The 17,755-nt window shown below is 46.8% G+C and carries 18 protein-coding genes and 2 riboswitches; of the genes, 17 read left to right on the forward strand and 1 reads right to left on the reverse strand.

Features of this window, described 5'->3' with window-relative positions:
- Positions 1-44 precede the first annotated feature (44 nt).
- Positions 45-181: riboswitch (FMN riboswitch) on the forward strand.
- A 74-nt stretch (positions 182-255) separates the two neighbouring features.
- The 7 genes from ACSVDI_RS07975 to mreB all read left to right on the forward strand — a co-directional run bounded on the left by ACSVDI_RS07975 (position 256) and on the right by mreB (position 7,534).
- Entirely contained in the window at positions 256-840 is a 585-nt protein-coding gene (locus tag ACSVDI_RS07975) for an ECF transporter S component (RefSeq protein ID WP_457941988.1), read from the forward strand.
- On the forward strand, positions 840-1,448 hold the full coding sequence (locus tag ACSVDI_RS07980; protein ID WP_457941989.1) for an ECF transporter S component: 609 nt from the start codon (positions 840-842) through the stop codon (positions 1,446-1,448). Before ACSVDI_RS07975 ends, ACSVDI_RS07980 begins: the two co-directional genes overlap by 1 nt.
- A gap of 186 nt (positions 1,449-1,634) precedes the next feature.
- Positions 1,635-1,732, forward strand: a riboswitch (SAM riboswitch).
- Between the two features lie 70 nt (positions 1,733-1,802).
- Positions 1,803-2,987 (forward strand): methionine adenosyltransferase, encoded by a 1,185-nt coding sequence (metK, locus tag ACSVDI_RS07985; protein WP_457941990.1) that lies wholly within the window; start codon positions 1,803-1,805, stop codon positions 2,985-2,987.
- Positions 2,988-3,071: 84 nt separating this feature from the next.
- Positions 3,072-3,407 carry a hypothetical protein gene (locus tag ACSVDI_RS07990; protein ID WP_457941991.1) on the forward strand — a complete coding sequence of 112 codons (336 nt, stop codon included), beginning with the start codon at positions 3,072-3,074 and terminating at the stop codon, positions 3,405-3,407.
- Positions 3,408-3,578: 171 nt separating this feature from the next.
- The gene (recD2, locus tag ACSVDI_RS07995) at positions 3,579-5,795 is read left to right on the forward strand and encodes an SF1B family DNA helicase RecD2 (protein WP_457941992.1); all 2,217 of its coding nucleotides are present in this window, start codon (positions 3,579-3,581) and stop codon (positions 5,793-5,795) included.
- Positions 5,785-6,462 (forward strand): ComF family protein, encoded by a 678-nt coding sequence (locus ACSVDI_RS08000; protein ID WP_457941994.1) that lies wholly within the window; start codon positions 5,785-5,787, stop codon positions 6,460-6,462. The genes recD2 and ACSVDI_RS08000 overlap by 11 nt, the downstream gene beginning before the upstream one ends.
- 46 nt (positions 6,463-6,508) lie before the next feature.
- Positions 6,509-7,534 (forward strand): rod shape-determining protein MreB, encoded by a 1,026-nt coding sequence (mreB, locus tag ACSVDI_RS08005; protein WP_457941995.1) that lies wholly within the window; start codon positions 6,509-6,511, stop codon positions 7,532-7,534.
- Positions 7,535-7,665: 131 nt separating this feature from the next.
- Here the strand turns inward: mreB and ACSVDI_RS08010 are convergent, their stop codons facing one another.
- On the reverse strand, positions 7,666-7,902 hold the full coding sequence (locus ACSVDI_RS08010) for a hypothetical protein (RefSeq protein ID WP_457941997.1): 237 nt from the start codon (positions 7,900-7,902) through the stop codon (positions 7,666-7,668).
- 413 nt (positions 7,903-8,315) lie between these two features.
- Here ACSVDI_RS08010 and ACSVDI_RS08015 point away from each other — a divergent pair, with 413 nt between their 5' ends.
- From ACSVDI_RS08015 to yunB, 10 genes are all read left to right on the forward strand, one after another.
- Positions 8,316-9,227, forward strand: a complete 912-nt coding sequence (locus tag ACSVDI_RS08015) for a DUF5685 family protein (protein ID WP_457941999.1) — start codon at positions 8,316-8,318, stop codon at positions 9,225-9,227.
- Positions 9,211-9,879, forward strand: a complete 669-nt coding sequence (locus ACSVDI_RS08020) for a J domain-containing protein (protein ID WP_457942000.1) — start codon at positions 9,211-9,213, stop codon at positions 9,877-9,879. Before ACSVDI_RS08015 ends, ACSVDI_RS08020 begins: the two co-directional genes overlap by 17 nt.
- 39 nt (positions 9,880-9,918) lie before the next feature.
- The gene (locus ACSVDI_RS08025) at positions 9,919-10,461 is read left to right on the forward strand and encodes a hypothetical protein (protein ID WP_457942002.1); all 543 of its coding nucleotides are present in this window, start codon (positions 9,919-9,921) and stop codon (positions 10,459-10,461) included.
- Positions 10,462-10,661: 200 nt separating this feature from the next.
- On the forward strand, positions 10,662-11,555 hold the full coding sequence (locus tag ACSVDI_RS08030; RefSeq protein WP_457942004.1) for a MurR/RpiR family transcriptional regulator: 894 nt from the start codon (positions 10,662-10,664) through the stop codon (positions 11,553-11,555).
- Complete coding sequence (locus ACSVDI_RS08035) at positions 11,539-12,786, forward strand: NAD(P)/FAD-dependent oxidoreductase (RefSeq protein ID WP_457942006.1); 1,248 nt, start codon at positions 11,539-11,541, stop codon at positions 12,784-12,786. Before ACSVDI_RS08030 ends, ACSVDI_RS08035 begins: the two co-directional genes overlap by 17 nt.
- Positions 12,787-12,856: 70 nt before the next feature.
- Complete coding sequence (cmk, locus tag ACSVDI_RS08040; RefSeq protein WP_457942007.1) at positions 12,857-13,525, forward strand: (d)CMP kinase; 669 nt, start codon at positions 12,857-12,859, stop codon at positions 13,523-13,525.
- A 102-nt stretch (positions 13,526-13,627) separates the two neighbouring features.
- Positions 13,628-14,251 carry a lysophospholipid acyltransferase family protein gene (locus ACSVDI_RS08045; protein ID WP_457942009.1) on the forward strand — a complete coding sequence of 208 codons (624 nt, stop codon included), beginning with the start codon at positions 13,628-13,630 and terminating at the stop codon, positions 14,249-14,251.
- 10 nt (positions 14,252-14,261) lie between these two features.
- Positions 14,262-14,861 (forward strand): lysophospholipid acyltransferase family protein, encoded by a 600-nt coding sequence (locus ACSVDI_RS08050; RefSeq protein ID WP_457942011.1) that lies wholly within the window; start codon positions 14,262-14,264, stop codon positions 14,859-14,861.
- The gene (locus tag ACSVDI_RS08055) at positions 14,858-16,831 is read left to right on the forward strand and encodes a bifunctional 4-hydroxy-3-methylbut-2-enyl diphosphate reductase/30S ribosomal protein S1 (RefSeq protein ID WP_457942013.1); all 1,974 of its coding nucleotides are present in this window, start codon (positions 14,858-14,860) and stop codon (positions 16,829-16,831) included. The genes ACSVDI_RS08050 and ACSVDI_RS08055 overlap by 4 nt, the downstream gene beginning before the upstream one ends.
- Before the next feature lie 162 nt (positions 16,832-16,993).
- Complete coding sequence (gene yunB / locus ACSVDI_RS08060) at positions 16,994-17,665, forward strand: sporulation protein YunB (RefSeq protein ID WP_457942014.1); 672 nt, start codon at positions 16,994-16,996, stop codon at positions 17,663-17,665.
- Positions 17,666-17,755: the final 90 nt, after the last annotated feature.

The raw sequence follows: 17,755 nt of genomic DNA on the forward strand, positions 1-17,755 counted from the left end.
GACAGCCGAATGGAACTGTGCTATACTGCTAATCAAATAAAATAAGCTGTCTTCGGGGCGGGGTGTAATTCCCCACCGGTGGTAATGCGGTTGCAGACCGACAAGCCCACGAGCGACGAAAGTTGCAGATTTTGGTTTGATTCCAAAGCCGACGGTATAGTCCGGATAAAAGAAGAGGCAAATATTGCGTTTTCTCGTCCCACAGTATTTTACTGTGGGACTTTTTTCGTTGGCGGCTAAAAAAGGAGTCTTTTTATGAAAGCAAACGTAAAGAAAAGTCTTGTCAGTATGACGCAGCTTGCCATGCTTGCTGCCGTTGCGGTTGTTCTGATGGCGTTTGTCCGCATTCCCATTGTTCCTGCGGCACCTTTTTTGGAATACGATATGGCGGACGCTCCGATTTTAATTGCCGCTTTGATGTTTGGCCCAGGACCATCCCTATTGATTCTGTTGATTATTTCCATAATACAGGCGTTCCTGTTTGGAGGAAACGGCTGGGTAGGTTTGGTAATGCATTTTGCTGCTTCCGGCGCACTGGTGGCTTTGGTGGGCTTTTTCTATCAGCACAGGCATAAATTTTTCGACGCGGTATTGGGGATGATATTAGGCACCCTCGCGATGACGGCGATTATGATTCCAATGAATTACATATTTACTGTTCATTTTTTTGGAACGCCCAAGTCAGTGGTAGATGCGCTGATTCTTCCGGGAATTGTGCCGTTTAATCTGTTAAAAGCGGGGTTGAACAGCGCCATTTCCGGTGTACTTTGGAAAGCGCTCATGCCTTTTTTGCAAAATAGCGGTTTATACAGAACCAACACGGAAAGGGAGGTTTTATAATGGCCGAAAGAAACATTAAGCTCTTTCAACCGAGGTCGATTGCGCAAATTGGGGTTCTTTCCGCAATCGCTACGATTCTGATGCTGTTTGAATTTCCTTTGTGGTTTGCACCGAATTTCTACAAAATGGATCTCAGTGAACTTCCCGTATTAATCGGAGGTTTTGCAATGGGGCCGCTGGCCGGCGTAATGATTGAATTGATTAAAATTTTGCTGAATCTTGTAATAAACGGCACAACAACGGGCGGCGTTGGCGAGTTGGCAAACTTTATATTAGGTTGTGCCATCGTTTTGCCGGCGGCGATCCTGTATCAGCGTCATAAGTGCAAAAAATATGCGTGTTTTGGCCTGGGAATTGGGATTCTGTGTCTGGTATTGTTCGGCTGCGCTATCAATTATTTTGTTCTGCTTCCGTTTTATGCTACGGTGTTTCATATGCCGCTTCAGGCGCTGGTGCAAATGGGGACCGCAGTGAATCCGGCAATCCATGATCTTTGGTCCTTCATTTTGCTGGCGGTAGCACCGTTTAATCTGGTCAAGGGTATTTTAGTTTCCGCAGTTACCATGTTGTTGTATAAGCGTGTCAGCCCGATTCTGCATCGAAATTAGGAGGACACTGAGAAAATCAGTTCTAGTACAGTGAAAAAATCTGCGCCTTCGGTTCCCATTATGGAGAACGAAGGCGCATTTCTGGAAGTATTCCACAGAATTGAGTATAAAAATCGGACAAATTCCTTGTTTTGTATATTTACCGTATGAATAATCCATGCTATAATAAGCTCAAAAGTGAATAGGCCCTTATCAAGAGTGACGGAGGGAACAGGCCCGATGATGTCCGACAACCTGCCAAGCGGCAAGGTGCCAAATCCTGCGGTAAAGCCGAAAGATGAGGTAGTAATACACGCTGTTCGGGTTTTCCGGGCAGCTTTTTTATTTCTATTGTAGCAGGAGGATATAGACGATATGTCAAAATATTTTTTTACATCGGAATCGGTAACGGAAGGGCATCCGGATAAGGTATGCGACCAAATTGCAGATGCGGTGCTGGATGAAATCATTGCAAAAGACCCACAGGCGCATGTGGCCTGCGAAGTCACCGCAACAACCGGTGTGATACATGTGATGGGGGAAATTTCAACCGAATGTTATGTCGACATTCCGGCAGTTGCCAGAGAAGTGATAAAGGATATTGGCTACAACAATCCGTCTTATGGATTTGACGGCAATACCTGTGGGGTGATTACATCCATCGACGTTCAGTCGCCCGATATTGCGATGGGCGTCAACCAGTCCTACGAGGCGAAGAACGGCGCCACAGATGAAAACGACCTTATCGGTGCGGGCGACCAGGGAATGATGTTTGGCTATGCCTGCGATGAAACGGCAGAATTGATGCCGCTGGCAATTTCTCTAGCACATAAGCTTTCCAAACGATTGAGTGAAGTGCGGAAGAATAAAACGCTCTCTTATCTTCGTCCGGATGGAAAAACACAGGTTACTGTGGAATACGACGATGGCCAGCCGGTTCGGGTGGATACAGTAGTTGTTTCTACCCAGCATGACCCGGATGTTTCGCTGGAACAGATTCGTAAAGATATTGTGGAACATGTGGTGCGTGCGGTTATCCCGGCAAAGTGGCTGGACGACAACACTAAATTCTTCATTAACCCAACAGGCCGTTTTGTCATCGGTGGACCGGTTGGCGACAGTGGCCTGACCGGAAGAAAAATTATTGTAGATACCTATGGTGGATACGGCAGACACGGCGGCGGAGCTTTTTCCGGCAAAGACCCAACCAAGGTAGACCGCTCCGCAGCCTATGCGGCTAGATACGTTGCAAAGAACATTGTAGCCGCTGGACTTGCAAAAAAATGCGAAATCGAACTTGCCTACGCCATCGGCGTGGCAAGACCGGTTTCTATCATGGTAGAAACCTTCGGAACTTCCAATTACACCAATGAACAGCTTTCCGCCGCGGTTAGCCGAGTGTTTGACCTGCGCCCAAGCGCGATTATTCGTGACCTTGACCTTCGCCGCCCCATTTACCGCGCAGTTGCCAGTTATGGCCATATGGGCCGGGAAGACCTGAAGGTTTCCTGGGAGCGCTGCGATAAAACGGAGGCGTTAAAAGCGGCTTTGAATGCTTAATAAATAAGTAAAAGCAAATTATTTTCGCAACTGGAATGAGCAGAAAATCACTTCAGCACATAAAATGTGTTGAGGTGATTTTTCATGTTTGACACAATAGCCGAGATTGTCTTTATTCTGCTTGCCATCACCGGAACCGTCGATCTTGTTCGGTGGCTTGCCCACTGGCTGCTGAAAACCGATTATGACGGAAAGATTGTTTTGGTTGTACCCATTCACGGGCATGAGGAAAGCGCAGAAATGATGCTGACCGGCGCCATTGAAAAGCTGGATTGGCTGACGGGGAAGAATAATCGGGTTATTTGTGTGAATTATAACATGGATCAAGAAACGGAATTGGTTTGCCGAATTATTGCCGCGCGCAATCCCTGTGTGGAAATTTGTGACCCGGATGAGCTTGCAGGATTACTGGAATATTAGGTTTACAATACATACTTCTTGTATTATACTAAACTTAATTAATTGCGGCATTTTTATTTAATGCAAATTGAAGTTGTGTTCCCTGCGCTGGTTTGTACACTGTGGGCAGGGAACACACAAAAAGGTTGTGGTCAAAATAAATTTGCCGCGAAAACTGTTTGGGGAATGAAAATGCAGGAAGAGGCGCTTCTTGAGATGACCGGCTCGGTGGAGCAGGTCATTTTTCGAAATGAAAAAAACGGATATTCTATTCTTGAATTAAGCGTCAGCGGTGAACTTGTCACCGTGGTGGGGACTATTCCAATGGTAAGCGTTGGGGAAGAGCTGCACGTTATGGGGAATTGGGTCAATAATCCAACTTATGGGACCCAATTTAAAGTGGAAGCCTTTGAGCGTTCCATTCCGGCCAACTCTGCGGCAATGCTGAAATATCTTTCGTCCGGTGCCGTCAAAGGTATTGGGCCGGGAACCGCAGCTAAAATTGTGGAGATGTTCGGAGAAAACACGCTTCAGGTACTGGAAAACGAGCCGGAGCGTTTATGTGTCATCAAAGGAATCACCAGGGCGAAAGCGCAAAAATTGTCGAATGAATTCCAAAAGGTTCACGGAATCCGCGAGATTATGCTTTATCTGAGCAGCTTTGGCATTACCCCGGAAGAGGCGGTTCGCGTCTGGAAGCTCTTTGGACCGCAGTCCGTCGACCGCATTCAGGAAGATCCGTACTGCCTTTGCGACGATGCCCTTGATATTGGCTTTCAGCGTGCGGATGAGGTTGCCGCGGCTTTGGAACGCCCTCAGGATGATTCCTGCCGTATCCGCGCGGGCATTGTATATGTGCTGAAACACAATACCGGAAACGGACACACCTGTCTTCCTGCGGACAAGCTGGTTCCTTTGTCCGCACGAATGCTTGGGGTGGAACCATCCCTTGCTGCGGAAAATCTGGAAGCGCTGAACGCGGAAGGTTCGGTGATTTCAGCCGTTTTTTCAAATCGGGAATATATTTTTACCCCGAAGCTGTACCGGTCTGAAGTTTATGTGGCCGGGCGCATCAATATGATGATGCATTATCCTGCGCAGCCGATTATCGGGATTGAAAATTATATTACCGGTATTGAGCAGGAGTTCCAAATCACCTACGCTGAACGCCAGAAACAGGCGATTCGCGAGGCGCTGTCGCGCGGGATGCTGATTTTAACGGGCGGCCCGGGTACAGGCAAAACCACGACTCTGAATGCCATTATCCGCATTTTGGAGCAAAAGGGAGAAAAGGTTCTGCTTGCTGCGCCCACAGGCCGTGCCGCGAAGCGCATGTCGGAGTTGACCGGGGAAGAAGCAAAAACGATTCACCGCCTTCTGGAAGTGGAATGGAATGAAAATGATGTCCCGGTGTTTGCAAAAAATGAAAAAAATCTGCTGGACTGCGACGCGCTGGTGATTGATGAGCTTTCTATGGTGGATATCACGGTTTTCGATGCCGTCCTGCGCGCGCTTCCGCTTGGCTGCCGGTTAATACTGGTGGGGGACTGCGACCAGCTGCCTTCTGTGGGGGCTGGAAATGTGCTGGGCGACCTGATTGCGACCAATCTGCTGCCGGTCGTTCAGCTGAACCAGATTTTCCGCCAGTCAATGCAGAGCCTTATTGTAACAAATGCACACCGCATTGTCAGCGGACAAATGCCGGAGCTGAACGTTCACTCGAGCGATTTTTTCTTTTTAACCCGCAGGGATCCCGGGGAAATTGTCTCAACCATCCTAGAGCTCTGCGATCAGCGCCTGCCTGCTACCTATGGATTTTCTCCGATGACAGATATTCAGGTGTTGTGCCCGGGAAGAAAGGGCGAGCTGGGAACTGCAGAAATAAACCGCAGGCTGCAGGCGGTGCTGAATCCTCCGGACAAAAAGAAGAACGAAATTACCATTAACGGCACCCTTTTCCGCGAGGGGGACAAGGTCATGCAGATTAAAAACGATTACAACCTTCCATGGACAAAGTTCGATGGAACCGGCGGGGAGGGGGTATTCAACGGGGATATGGGAATTTTGTGCGGTATTGACCGACGCGCTTCCACCATGACGGTACAAATGGAAGACCGAATCGTCCTTTATGACCTGGAGTCTGCGTCAGAACTGGAGTTGGCCTATGCCATGACTGTGCACAAAAGCCAGGGCAATGAATTTGCCGCCGTGGTTATGCCCATGTATCCTGGTCCGCCGCAGCTTTATTTCCGCAATTTGCTGTATACGGCCATTACCCGCGCAAAATCACTTTTGATTCTGGTCGGCCTTCCTAAAACCGTACAGACGATGGTGGAAAACGACAAGAAAACAAGACGTTACACCGGCTTGTATTATTTCTTAACAGGAGGCGCAGAACTTGCAGATTAAATCTGTGCTTTCCCGTTTTTTAGAGCTGCTTTTCCCACCGCGGTGTGCGCTGTGCGGAGCGGTGATTCCCGCCGGCGTGCAGGTCTGTACACGGTGCCGGCAGGAAAATCCGTGCGTTCATGCCGAAAAACGCATTGATTTGCCAGAAGGCGGGAAGACTATTTCCTGTAAAGTTCCATATCGGTACGAGGGCAAAATTCGGGAAGCGATTATTCGCTTCAAATTCTATGGCAGAACATCATCTGCCATTTTCTTTGGGGAACGGGTTGCCGATGAGTTTGCCGGGCAAGCGGATCAGTTCGATTTTATCACGTCGGTTCCGGTTTCTGCTCAGCGGAAGAAAAGGCGCGGGTATAACCAGTCGGAACTAATTGCTCGAAATGCAGCGCAGAGGCTGCGGCTTCCTTACGCAGAAGTACTGGAAAAGATTGCGGACAACCCGGAACAGCATAAATTGAGCCGAGAGGACCGCAAACGCAATGTGTGCGGGGTCTATCGTCTGCTTTCCTCCGGAACGATTCAGGGCAAACGGATTCTGTTGATTGATGATATTGTAACAACCGGCGCAACGCTTGGCGAATGCGCTAAAGAACTTTTGGAAGCGGGCGCGCAGGCGGTAACCTGTGCGGCAATCGCGGAAGTGGAATACCCGCAATTGAAATCATAAGACATCTGTATTATAATAAACCTAATATAGGATTGGATGTGATACTATGCTGGGCACTGATATAGCGCTCGACCTTGGTACATCAACCGTTAAAATTTTTCTTGACGGAAAAGGAATTATACTTAATGAACCAGCGATTACCGCTGTTAACGTAGAAACCGATGAAGTTGTTGCGATTGGCAAAGTAGCATATGAAATGGTGGGACGTACCTCCGACCGGATTAAGGTGGTTCGGCCTCTTTGCAACGGAGTCATCTCTGACTTTGATCTTGCGCAGTACCTAATTGGTGCTTATCTGAAAAAAATCAGTGGAAGCAAGCTCTTTATGCCGCGCGTGGTGGTCAGCGTGCCATGCCAGATTACCGAAGTTGAGAAACGCGCTGTGGTGGATGCCATCAGTTCTACCGGCGTTCGCAAAATCTGTCTGATTGAGGAGCCGGTCGCTGCGGCCATGGGCGCGGGTGTCGACATTGCCCGTCCCTACGGTTCCCTTGTTGTGGATATTGGCGGTGGCACAACAGATATGGCGGTGCTTTCCCTAAGCGGCATTGCCATTTCCCGTTCGATTAAAGTTGCCGGTAATTCGTTTGATGACGCCATTATCAAATATATCCGCAGAAAGTATAATCTAATTATCGGACAGCGTATGGCAGAGGAAGCCAAAATGGCAATCGGCTGCGTTTACCCCAGAAAGGATTTGGCCAAGTATCGTGTCAAGGGGCGTAACGCCATGACCGGCCTGCCGCAGTGGGCGGATATTACCGTAGATGAAATGCTGGAAGCATTGATTGAACCGGCCATGCAGATTGTAAGAACGATTCAGGAGATGCTGGAAATTACACCGCCGGAATTAATGGGTGACGTTTACAGCGACGGTGTGATTTTGACGGGCGGTTCCGCGCAGCTGTTTGGATTTGATACCTTGATTTCAAAGAAGGTAAAAATGCCGGTTCACGTGGCGGACGACAGCGAGATTTGTGTCGCGCTCGGCGCCGGAAAGGCTATTCAGTTTATAGACGATATGGAGAACAAGGAATATGGCGTGCTGAATCCTCTTAGCGCAGCGTATTAAAAAGGAGTACTGCAAAGTGAATTAATTCATTTTGCAGTACTCCCTTTGGGGTTTGCGCGCGTATATAAATCCGTATTGTAACAGATGCGGCTCTGTTTTTACAGAACATCCGCAGATGGATTTGAATAAATTTATTTGCTCATCATGTAATTGATAAACAGCAACTCGTCTTCCGGATTTTCTACGTTCAATTCGGCGGAAATTGTCGAATTTTTGGCATTTTCCAGAAGCGTACGAACGCCGTAAAGCTGAATCAGTTTACTTTTCAGGTTCAGCCTATTGCCGTCTTCTGTTACTAGGTAAACATTGCCTTTTGTCTGATCCAAAAGATCAATCAGTTTGACCACATCAATGTCATAAAGCTTCATATCGTAACCCCCTTGTATTTTATTTAACTTTATTATACCATGCGAAAAGAATAAAGACAATCATTATTTGTTGAATTTTTTTAAAATCATAGAAGTATAAGATAAAAATTTATGAAAAATTTCTTTCTTTTTGTGCGTCTAAACATAGGTTGAAATAAAATTAATTTCTACGGAATGAACCGGACACGAGATTACACTTCCAATGGAAAGTAATCTGATTTCCTGCGACAGGAGAATTCTTTTCTTATCATATTATATATGTAAGTGTATTGCCGTTTACAGGAATGATTTAAAAACGTATCGAGAAACATTCCATCGTTAATTACTGTAAAATTGTTTACATATTGTTAATTAAATGAATCCTAATAATATAGTAAAATAGCAGTATCAGCAATTTATATGCAGTTATAAGGATGATCTTATTGTTTGGTTATATAAGGCCGCAAAAATCAGAACTGCTGGTTCGCGAGTTTGAACAGTATAAAGGAATTTATTGTTCGCTTTGCCGTCAGCTAGGAAAAAGCTATGGCCCGGTTGCCCGGCTTACGCTTAGCTATGATTGCGCCTTTTATGCCATGCTTCTTTTATCCCTGCAGCCCAAATGCACTGGTTTTCACACCGGCAGATGCGTTGTAAATCCCATGAAAAAGTGTATGTTCTGCAGTGAAGGGGAAGAGGAATTCGTTCAAGCCGCCGCGTTATCGGTTTTGTTGACTTATGCAAAGCTGAAAGACGATATAGAGGATTCCCGGTTTTTGGGAAAACTGCGCGGCTGCATTTTTTTGCCGTTTGCTGCATCTGCCAAAAGAAAAGCAGAAAAACAATTTCCTGAGCTTGCTAATATCGTAAAATCCTACATGGAGCAGCAGAAAGCGGCAGAGCGTATGGAGCCGGTAGAAATTGACCGCTGCGCCGAGCCGACTGCCAATATGCTCAGCAGGGTGTTCGCAGTCTCGGAAACTGAAAACGATTCACAGAGCCCCGAAATCCGCATTCGAAATGAAATCGGATATTACCTTGGCCGGTGGATATATTTAATGGATGCGGCGGATGATATTAGAAAGGATTTAAAGAAACACTCTTTTAATCCGTTTGTACAGCGTTATCAACTAAATGAAAATTCCACGGATGAAGAGATTCTCAGTGTAAGGGACCATGCAAATCAGGCGCTTAATATGACTTTGTCCAGGTTGATAGCTGCTTTCCATTTGTTAGAGATTAAGCACTTTGAATCTATTCTGGGAAATGTAATTATTAAAGGTTTGCCTGAAATTCAAAGAGACCGACTATATAAAGAGGAGAAAACGAATGTCAGATCCTTATAAGGTATTGGGCGTTTCCCCAACTGCAACGGATGAAGAGATTAAATCCGCCTACCGCGAGCTTGCAAAAAAATATCATCCGGATAATTATTCCGGCAGTCCCATTGCGGACTTGGCGAGCGAAAAAATGAAAGAAATCAATGAAGCGTACGACGCCATTGTTTCGGAGCGGAAACAGAGAAGACACAGTGCAGCTTCCAATCAGAATACAGCACCGTATGGCGGTGGATACACGGGTTACTCTGCAAACACCGGCAACTATGGCGGTTATTACGGTTCCGGCTCCGGATTCAGTGATGTGCGAAATCTGATTATGTCCGGCCGGATTGCGGATGCAGAACAGATACTGAATGGAGTTCCTGCGGAAAACCGTAACGCAGAATGGCATTTTTTAAAGGGTACGGTGCTCTACAAACGAGGCTGGCTGGAAGAGGCCTATAATAACTTTGCCAGAGCGTGCCAGATGGATCCGGGCAACCCTGAATATCGCGCGGCGCTGAATCAGGTGGACAGCCAGCGCAGCGGAGTTTATGGCGGCTATAATCCTGCGATGCCGCGTACCGGCGGATGTAGTTCCTGCGATATCTGCTCCTCCTTAATTTGTGCGGACTGTTGCTGTGAGTCCATGGGAGGGGATTTAATCCCGTGCTGCTGAGGCGTTTACGCGACTGAGCGCCAGTTAGGGGGATTTCGGTTGAGAAAGAGTATCGCAGTGGCTTTTTGCGGTATTATCACTGCTTTTTGCGTTATGCTGCTGTTTTTAACCGGCCTGATTCCGATCGGGACTTATGCACTTCCAGCCGTTGCCGGAGTTCTGCTGATTGTCATTGTAGTAGAGCTTGGAACCCGCTGGGCATGGCCGGTCTACTTTGCATCTTCTATTTTAGCAGTTTTTATTGCGGCAGATAAAGAAGCGGCAATGCTGTACGTTTTATTTTTCGGGTATTATCCGATTTTAAAAGCCGTTCTGGAAATGAAACATATGAAGTTGTCGGTTACGTACTTTTTAAAGTTTACCGTCTTTAATGCTTCCATGGTATTGGGATATTTTCTGAGTATCTACATTTTGGGTGTTCCGGCAGATAGCTTTACAGTATTCGGCGTATATCTTCCCGTGGTATATTTGCTTCTTGGCAATATTACTTATTTCTTCTATGATCTTGCGATTACATCTTTAGTTGTTTCTTATGTGCAACGCTTTCATAAAACAGTGAACCGTTTTCTACGGATGAAATAGATATTTTGCCCCTTTTTGAAAGATTTTAATTTGAAAATGCACTTGAATAGGTACGAAAAAGCCCCGATGGGGGCTTTTTGCTTGTAAATGCTTTATATGGATGCATTTACGAATAAGTTCTTTAATATTCTTGCAGAAGAAGCGAATTTACTTGATTTTTAATGGGCTTCGAATTAATATGGATAGTAGGAGTTGGTAGAATGAATAATTTACTGGTAACACGAATTAAAAATAAGATGCCTGAATTTTCCAAAGGGCAGAAATTAATCGCAAAATATATTGAGGAACATTATGACAAGGTAGCTTTTATGACAGCCTCCAGACTGGGCGCTACCGTTGGGGTCAGCGAATCAACCGTGGTCCGCTTTGCGACGGAGATTGGGTATGACGGTTACCCCGAACTGCAGCAAGCGATGCAGGAAATGATCCGTAACCGTCTTACTTCGGTGCAGCGCATGGAAGTGACGGCGGAACGAATCGGAAATTCCGATATTCTGGATTCTGTTTTTAATCAGGATATTGACATTATTCGCAGAACCATGGAAGAAACTTCGCACGAAGCGTTTTACCGCGCGGTGGATGCCATTGTTAGTGCGCATAAAATTTACATTATTGGAGCGAGAAGCTCCTTAGCGCTTGCGACATTCCTTTCTTATTACTTTAATTTGATTTTTGGGGATGTTGTTCTGGTACAGGCAACCAGCGAAGCGGAAATTTTTGAGCAGATGATCCGCGTGAATGAGAAAGACGCCGTTATCGGCATTAGTTTCCCACGTTATTCCAAAAAAGCGGTAAAAGCAATGAATTTCGCCCATTCAAGAGGTGCAAAGGTCATTGCCATTACAGATAGTTCTCTTTCGCCTCTTGCCGAGCCGGCTGACAATCTTCTGCTTGCGCGCAGCGATATGGCTTCTATTGTGGATTCTTTGGTCGCGCCGCTCAGCCTGATTAACGCGCTGATTGTAACAACGGCGCTGCGTAAATCAGATGAGGTCAAGCAGATCTTCAAAGGTTTGGAAAATATTTGGGACGAATACGGAGTCTATGAAAAGGTGGATGGTAAATCTGAGCAGGACGATGACTCCATCATATGATGTAATCGTAATCGGCGGGGGCGCGGCAGGAATGATGGCGGCCGGAACCGCAGCACAAAACGGGTTTCACGTTTGTCTGGTTGAAAAAAAAGAGAAACTTGGCCGTAAAATATGTATTACGGGGAAGGGACGCTGCAATCTGACGAATGATTGCGACGAGCAGACGTTTATCGCCTCCGTGCCGACAAACGGCCGCTTTTTGTACAGTGCCATTCACCAGTTCACAACCAGAGATACCATAGATTTTTTTGAAGCGCTTGGTCTTTCTACAAAAGTAGAGCGTGGCAACCGTGTTTTTCCCCAGTCGGACAAGGCTGCGGATGTGGCGGAAACGCTTGCCCGTTTTGTCCAGAATGGCGGTGCAGAATGGATTACCGCTGAGGTGAAAAGCCTGCTGCTTGATACCGGCCGGGTTTGCGGCGTGGAATTACGAGACGGCCGGTCCCTTTTGGCTGGTCACGTGATTGTTTGCTGCGGTGGGGCTTCCTATCCGGGAACCGGTTCCACCGGGGACGGGTACCGGTTTGCCAGACAAGCAGGGCACACCGTCACGCAGCTGCGGCCGTCGTTGGTTCCACTGACGGTGGACGGGGACGAATGCCGGGAAATGATGGGACTTTCTTTAAGAAATGTTGGTCTGCAGGTTTTTGACCGGGAAAAGGACAAGCGAATCTATGAGGACTTCGGCGAAATGCTGTTTACGCATTTTGGCCTGTCTGGCCCTACCATATTAAGTGCAAGTGCGCACATGCGCAATATGTCGCCTGGCCGTTATCGGGTGGTAATTGACCTGAAACCCGCTCTCAGCCTGGAGCAACTGGATGCCCGCATACAACGCGATTTTTCGGAAAACCGGAACCGTGATTTCAGCAATTCGCTGGGAGCTCTGCTTCCCCGTAAGCTGATTCCAGTTATCATAAAACGTTCTCAAATACCTCCCGAAATGAAATGCAATCAAATTACTCGGGAAATGCGGCGCTCTTTCGCTGAACTGTTGAAGTCGTTCTCATTTACGATTTCCGGCTTCCGTCCCATTGAAGAAGCTATCGTGACTTCCGGCGGAGTAAAGGTTTCGGAAATCAATCCGAAAACGATGGAATCCAAACTGGTGCAGGGGCTCTATTTTGCCGGCGAGGTGCTGGATGTGGATGCCTATACCGGAGGGTTCAATCTTCAGATTGCGTTCAGCACAGGGCGGCTGGCGGCTAATTCCATATCGAAACCGATATAGTACAATCATACATTTCAACGTGTCTTTCGTATTCATATAAAGTGAGAATACTATCAGATAGGAGATTTCCATGACTGCAATTGCCATCGACGGCCCCGCAGGAGCGGGGAAAAGTACCATCGCGCGCCGTGCTGCGCGGGAACTGGGCTTTATATATGTAGACACCGGTGCGATGTACCGGGCTATTGGACTGTATATGCTGAAGAAGGGCGTGGATCCCTCGGACGCAGATTCTGTTGTTCCTTTGCTTTCCGGCATTACGATTTCCATTGCGTTTCGCGACGGGGAACAGAGGGTAATTCTGTGCGGAAAGGATGTTTCCGACGAGATTCGCTCCCCGGAAGTGTCCATGGCGGCATCCAACGTTTCTGCTATTCCGGATGTTCGGGCTTTTTTACTTTCCCTGCAGCGGAATTTGGCGGACGGCAACAACGTTGTTATGGATGGGCGTGATATTGGAACCGTGGTTTTGCCGAATGCGGAAATTAAGATTTTTCTGACCGCCTCGCCCGAGGAGCGTGCAAGAAGACGCTATGAGGAACTCATTAGCAAAGGCGTAAAAGCCGAATATGAAGAGGTGCTCAGCGATTTGAAGCAGCGGGATTATAACGATTCGCACCGTGAGGTTGCGCCCCTTGTTCCCGCTAAGAATTCGATTCTGGTGGATACCACCGGAAACACGCTGGAGCAGTCGGTCTGTCAGCTAATCGGTGTTATAAAGGAAAGACTTCACTCATGAACTGTTGGTGTGGCCGCTTTTTACTTCTGCTGTGTCCGAGTGTTTATGGAAAGACACAGGGATTTTTACTGACTTAATAAAAATACGGAAATCGGGGATACTATGAAACGTACGCCGCTTTATGGATTTGCCAAAATATTCGCACAGTGGTTTCTCAAATTTTTCATTCGATATAAAGCAATTGATTCGAAAAACATGCCCGAAACCGGAAAAATTATTGTGTGCTGCAATCATGTCAGCCTTACAGATCCGGTTCGTCTGGCCTTTACCCAGCACAGACAAATCTACTTTATGTCGAAAGCGGAACTTTTCGAAAATAGATTTCTAAAGATTCTTCTTTCTGCCTTGGGTGCTTTTCCGGTCCAGCGCGGAAAAGGGGATAAAGGCGCGCTGAATGTAGCCGGCCAGCTTTTGGAAGAAGGCAAGGCGCTTGGAATTTTTATTGAGGGTACACGGTCCAAAACCGGTGAGCTGCTTCCGGCGAAAGCGGGAGCAGTTATGCTTGCGCACAGTTATAACGCTCCTCTGATTCCGTGCTGCATTACGGCGAAGGGCGGAAAGCCCCCCAAGCTTTTTCGAAAATGCATTGTTTCCTTTGGAAAACCGACTACTCCACAGGAACTTGGCGTAGTGAACGGTTCGCTTTCGGAGTACCGTGCGGCGTCACAGGAATTAATGCGGCGGATTGCTATGCTGCGTGAGCGAGACTTAAAGAGGTTTGATTAAAGGCTGAACTATGTTTTACTTGTTTTGGCTGCGCCTGCTTACCCCTTTGGCAAAGCTGATTTTTCCGTTTCAAATTAAAGGTGCTGAAAATATTCCGCGGGACGGAAAACTTATTGTGTGCAGTAACCATAAATCGCTGATTGATCCGTTCCTGCTGGCGGTTCCGTTCCATCGGCCCATTCGGTTTATGGCGAAATCAGAGCTTTTTCTGGAGCACGGTGCATTGGCTCGGTGGCTGCTCTATCAAATGGGGGCGTTTCCGGTAAGGCGTGGAAAGGGCGACACAGGGTCGATAAAAACTGCGCTGAAAATTCTGGAGCAGGGCGGAGTGGTTGGAATTTTTCCCCAAGGGAAATGCGTCTTTGACAACGCTCCTTTCCAACCGAAGGCAGGCGCCGTAATGATTGCGCTGAAAGCGCATGCACCGATTCTTCCTGCTTCCATTTATTGTGATGGAATCATTAAGCCGTTTCGTCCTATTACCGTGCGCTTTGGTGAAGTTATTTCCTATGAAACACTGGCACAGGTGGGCGGAGGTCATAAAAATATACGGGATGCTTCGCTGCTTTTATCCAGGCGGATCAATACCATGTTGGAGGAAAAAGGTTGAAATTTTATGTTGCAAAGTCGGCCGGGTACTGTTTTGGCGTCAACCGGGCGGTCAATCTGGTAAACAAGCTTCTGGAAGAAGAAAAAAAAGTTTACACGCTCGGCCCGATTATTCATAACCCGCAGACGTTGGCCGAATTGGAGGCCAAGGGCGTCCGTGTGGTAAACAGCCCGGGCGAAGTTCCGCCTGGCGGTACCATCGTGATTCGATCCCACGGGGTTCCAAAATCAACATTGGAGGAAGTGAAATCCCAGGGACTGGAGTGTATGGATGCCACCTGTCCTTATGTTGCGAAAATTCACCAGATTGTTGCCCAAGCCGGAAAAAATGGGAAAACGGTTCTCATTGCGGGCGATGCTTCCCATCCGGAGGTACAGGGCATTCAAGGCCACTGCATCGGCGAATGTTTTGTTTTTCGCGATGCGCAGGAATTGCAAAATTTAGTAGAAAATCATCATTTTGATGGAAATTCCGGGGTTTGTGTGGTAGCCCAGACTACGTTCAGCGTTGCAGAATGGGAAAATTGTTTGAAAATAATAAAAAGGGTATATACAAATCCAACTATTTTTGATACAATATGTAATGCTACTGCTAAACGTCAGTCGGAATCGGCTTTTTTGTCGCAGAAATGCGATCTTATGATCGTCATAGGGGGCAGACAAAGCTCTAACACCGCAAAATTGCGAGATGTTTGCGGTAAATATTGTACTACTTATTTGATAGAGTCCGCGGACGAGCTTCCGCTGTCGGCCCTAAAAGAGGCCGGTTGCATTGGCATTACTGCTGGGGCGTCTACTCCGGCAAGCATTATAAAGGAGGTACTTGATACCATGTCAGAAATTATTGAGGGTGCAGATCAGAATTTAATGGAGAATAATGCCGAGGGATCCTTCGAAGAGATGCTCGAAGAGTCCTTAAAGAGCTTAAATACAGATGAAAAGGTACGCGGTGTGGTTGTCGGCATTACCCCGAGTGAAGTATACGTTGATGTCGGAAGAAAACAGGCCGGCTTTATTCCGGCTTCCGAACTTTCTGCTGATCCGAACGTTAAACCGGAAGATATCGTTAAGGTTGGCGATGAGCTTGATCTTCTGATTATGCGCACAAACGATCAGGAAGGCACCATTATGCTTTCCAAAAAGCGTCTGGATGCAGTAAAAGGCTGGGAAACCGTTGCTGCCGCAGAAGAAAGCGGAGAAGTTCTTACCGGTGTTGTTACTGAAGTGATTAAAGGCGGTGTCATTGCCGTTACAAACGGAATCCGCGTCTTTATTCCTGCTTCTCAGGCAACTGCGTCCCGCAATGATCCCCTGGAGGACCTGTTGAAGAAAGAAGTTCAGTTCCGTATTATTGAGGTGAACCGTGGCCGCCGCCGTGCTGTTGGCTCCATTCGTTCCGTTTTGAAGGACGAGCGCAAGAAGCAGGCTGAAAAATTCTGGGAAACCGCCGAAGAAGGCAAAGAATATACTGGCGTGGTGAAGTCTCTGACCTCCTATGGTGCTTTTGTTGATTTGGGCGGTATTGACGGCATGATCCATATTTCTGAACTTTCTTGGGGCAGAATTAAGCATCCTTCCGAGGTTGTCAATGTTGGCGACACGGTGAATGTCTATATTAAGGGCCTCGACCGTGAAAAGGGTAAGATTTCTCTTGGCTACAAGCGCGAAGAAGATAATCCGTGGGAAATTTTGAAGCGTGATTATCCGGTTGGAACCGTTGCAGATGTTACCATTGTTGGTATGACAACATTCGGCGCTTTCGCGAGAATTATCCCCGGCATCGACGGATTAATACATATTTCTCAGATTGCCGACCACAGAATCGAAAAGCCGCAGGATGTTTTGAAAATCAATGACGTTGTAAAAGCAAAGATCACCGAAATTGATTTTGACAGAAAGCGCGTCAGCCTTTCCATCCGTGCTCTTCTTGAACCCACAGAAGACGCTCCTGCAGATGAAACTGCCGAATAATTTAGCAGATTGATGTTTTGGGCACAAAGAGCTTTGTATCTTTGTGCCCAATTTTTTAGTTAGCGGGCAGATTCGATGTAAACTCCACCGGATATTTGTTTGTTTTGTCACACATTGATTCTTTCTGAGTATTATGGAGGTAAGACCAAAGGGGGAATCACTGTGAAAAGGTGGAGAAATACATATCATCGACGATATATGCTGCGCAAAGCCGTAGTCATTATTCTCTTAATCATCCTTTGCTTCATTGGAATCGATATGAAATTACGTCCTATTATTGTATCGGTTACTACGAATGAGGCACGCATAAAATCAATTGATACCATCAACAATGCTATCGCGGAGGAACTGAAAAATAACGAGATTTCCTATGCCGACTTGATTACGGTGGAGCGGAGCAGTACCGGCGAGGTACTTGCCATTACCACCAACATGATTAAGATGAATGAATTAAAGTCCATTATTATTAAGGATGTTCAGAAGGAATTGGGCGACACCAGTCATCAAAATGTTGGAATTGCTTTGGGTACTTTGATCGGCAGCGATTTTTTGCATGGCTATGGTCCGAACATACCGCTTCGTGTTACGCTCAGCGGAAACGTAAACGCGGATTTTAAAAGCTCGTTTGAATCCGCAGGGATCAACCAAACGAAGCATCAGATTTACATGAACATACATACCAGTGTATATTCCTTTTTACCTTGGTTCAATACTACTACGGAAGTCGATACGAATGTCCCGGTTGCTGAAACGATTATTGTCGGCCAGGTTCCGCAGGTAGTGGCAAACGGAACCGCAGCTTTTCCGATTATTTCGGATGCTTCGGGGAAATAAGGAATGGTTTCGAAAAAGAATTCCGGTGTTTGATCAGTGCATTTAGAAAAGCACCGGTTTCTTAGGCCTTTAAAGAGGATATTCAGTTCA

The organism is Caproiciproducens sp. LBM24188, assembly GCF_054130445.1.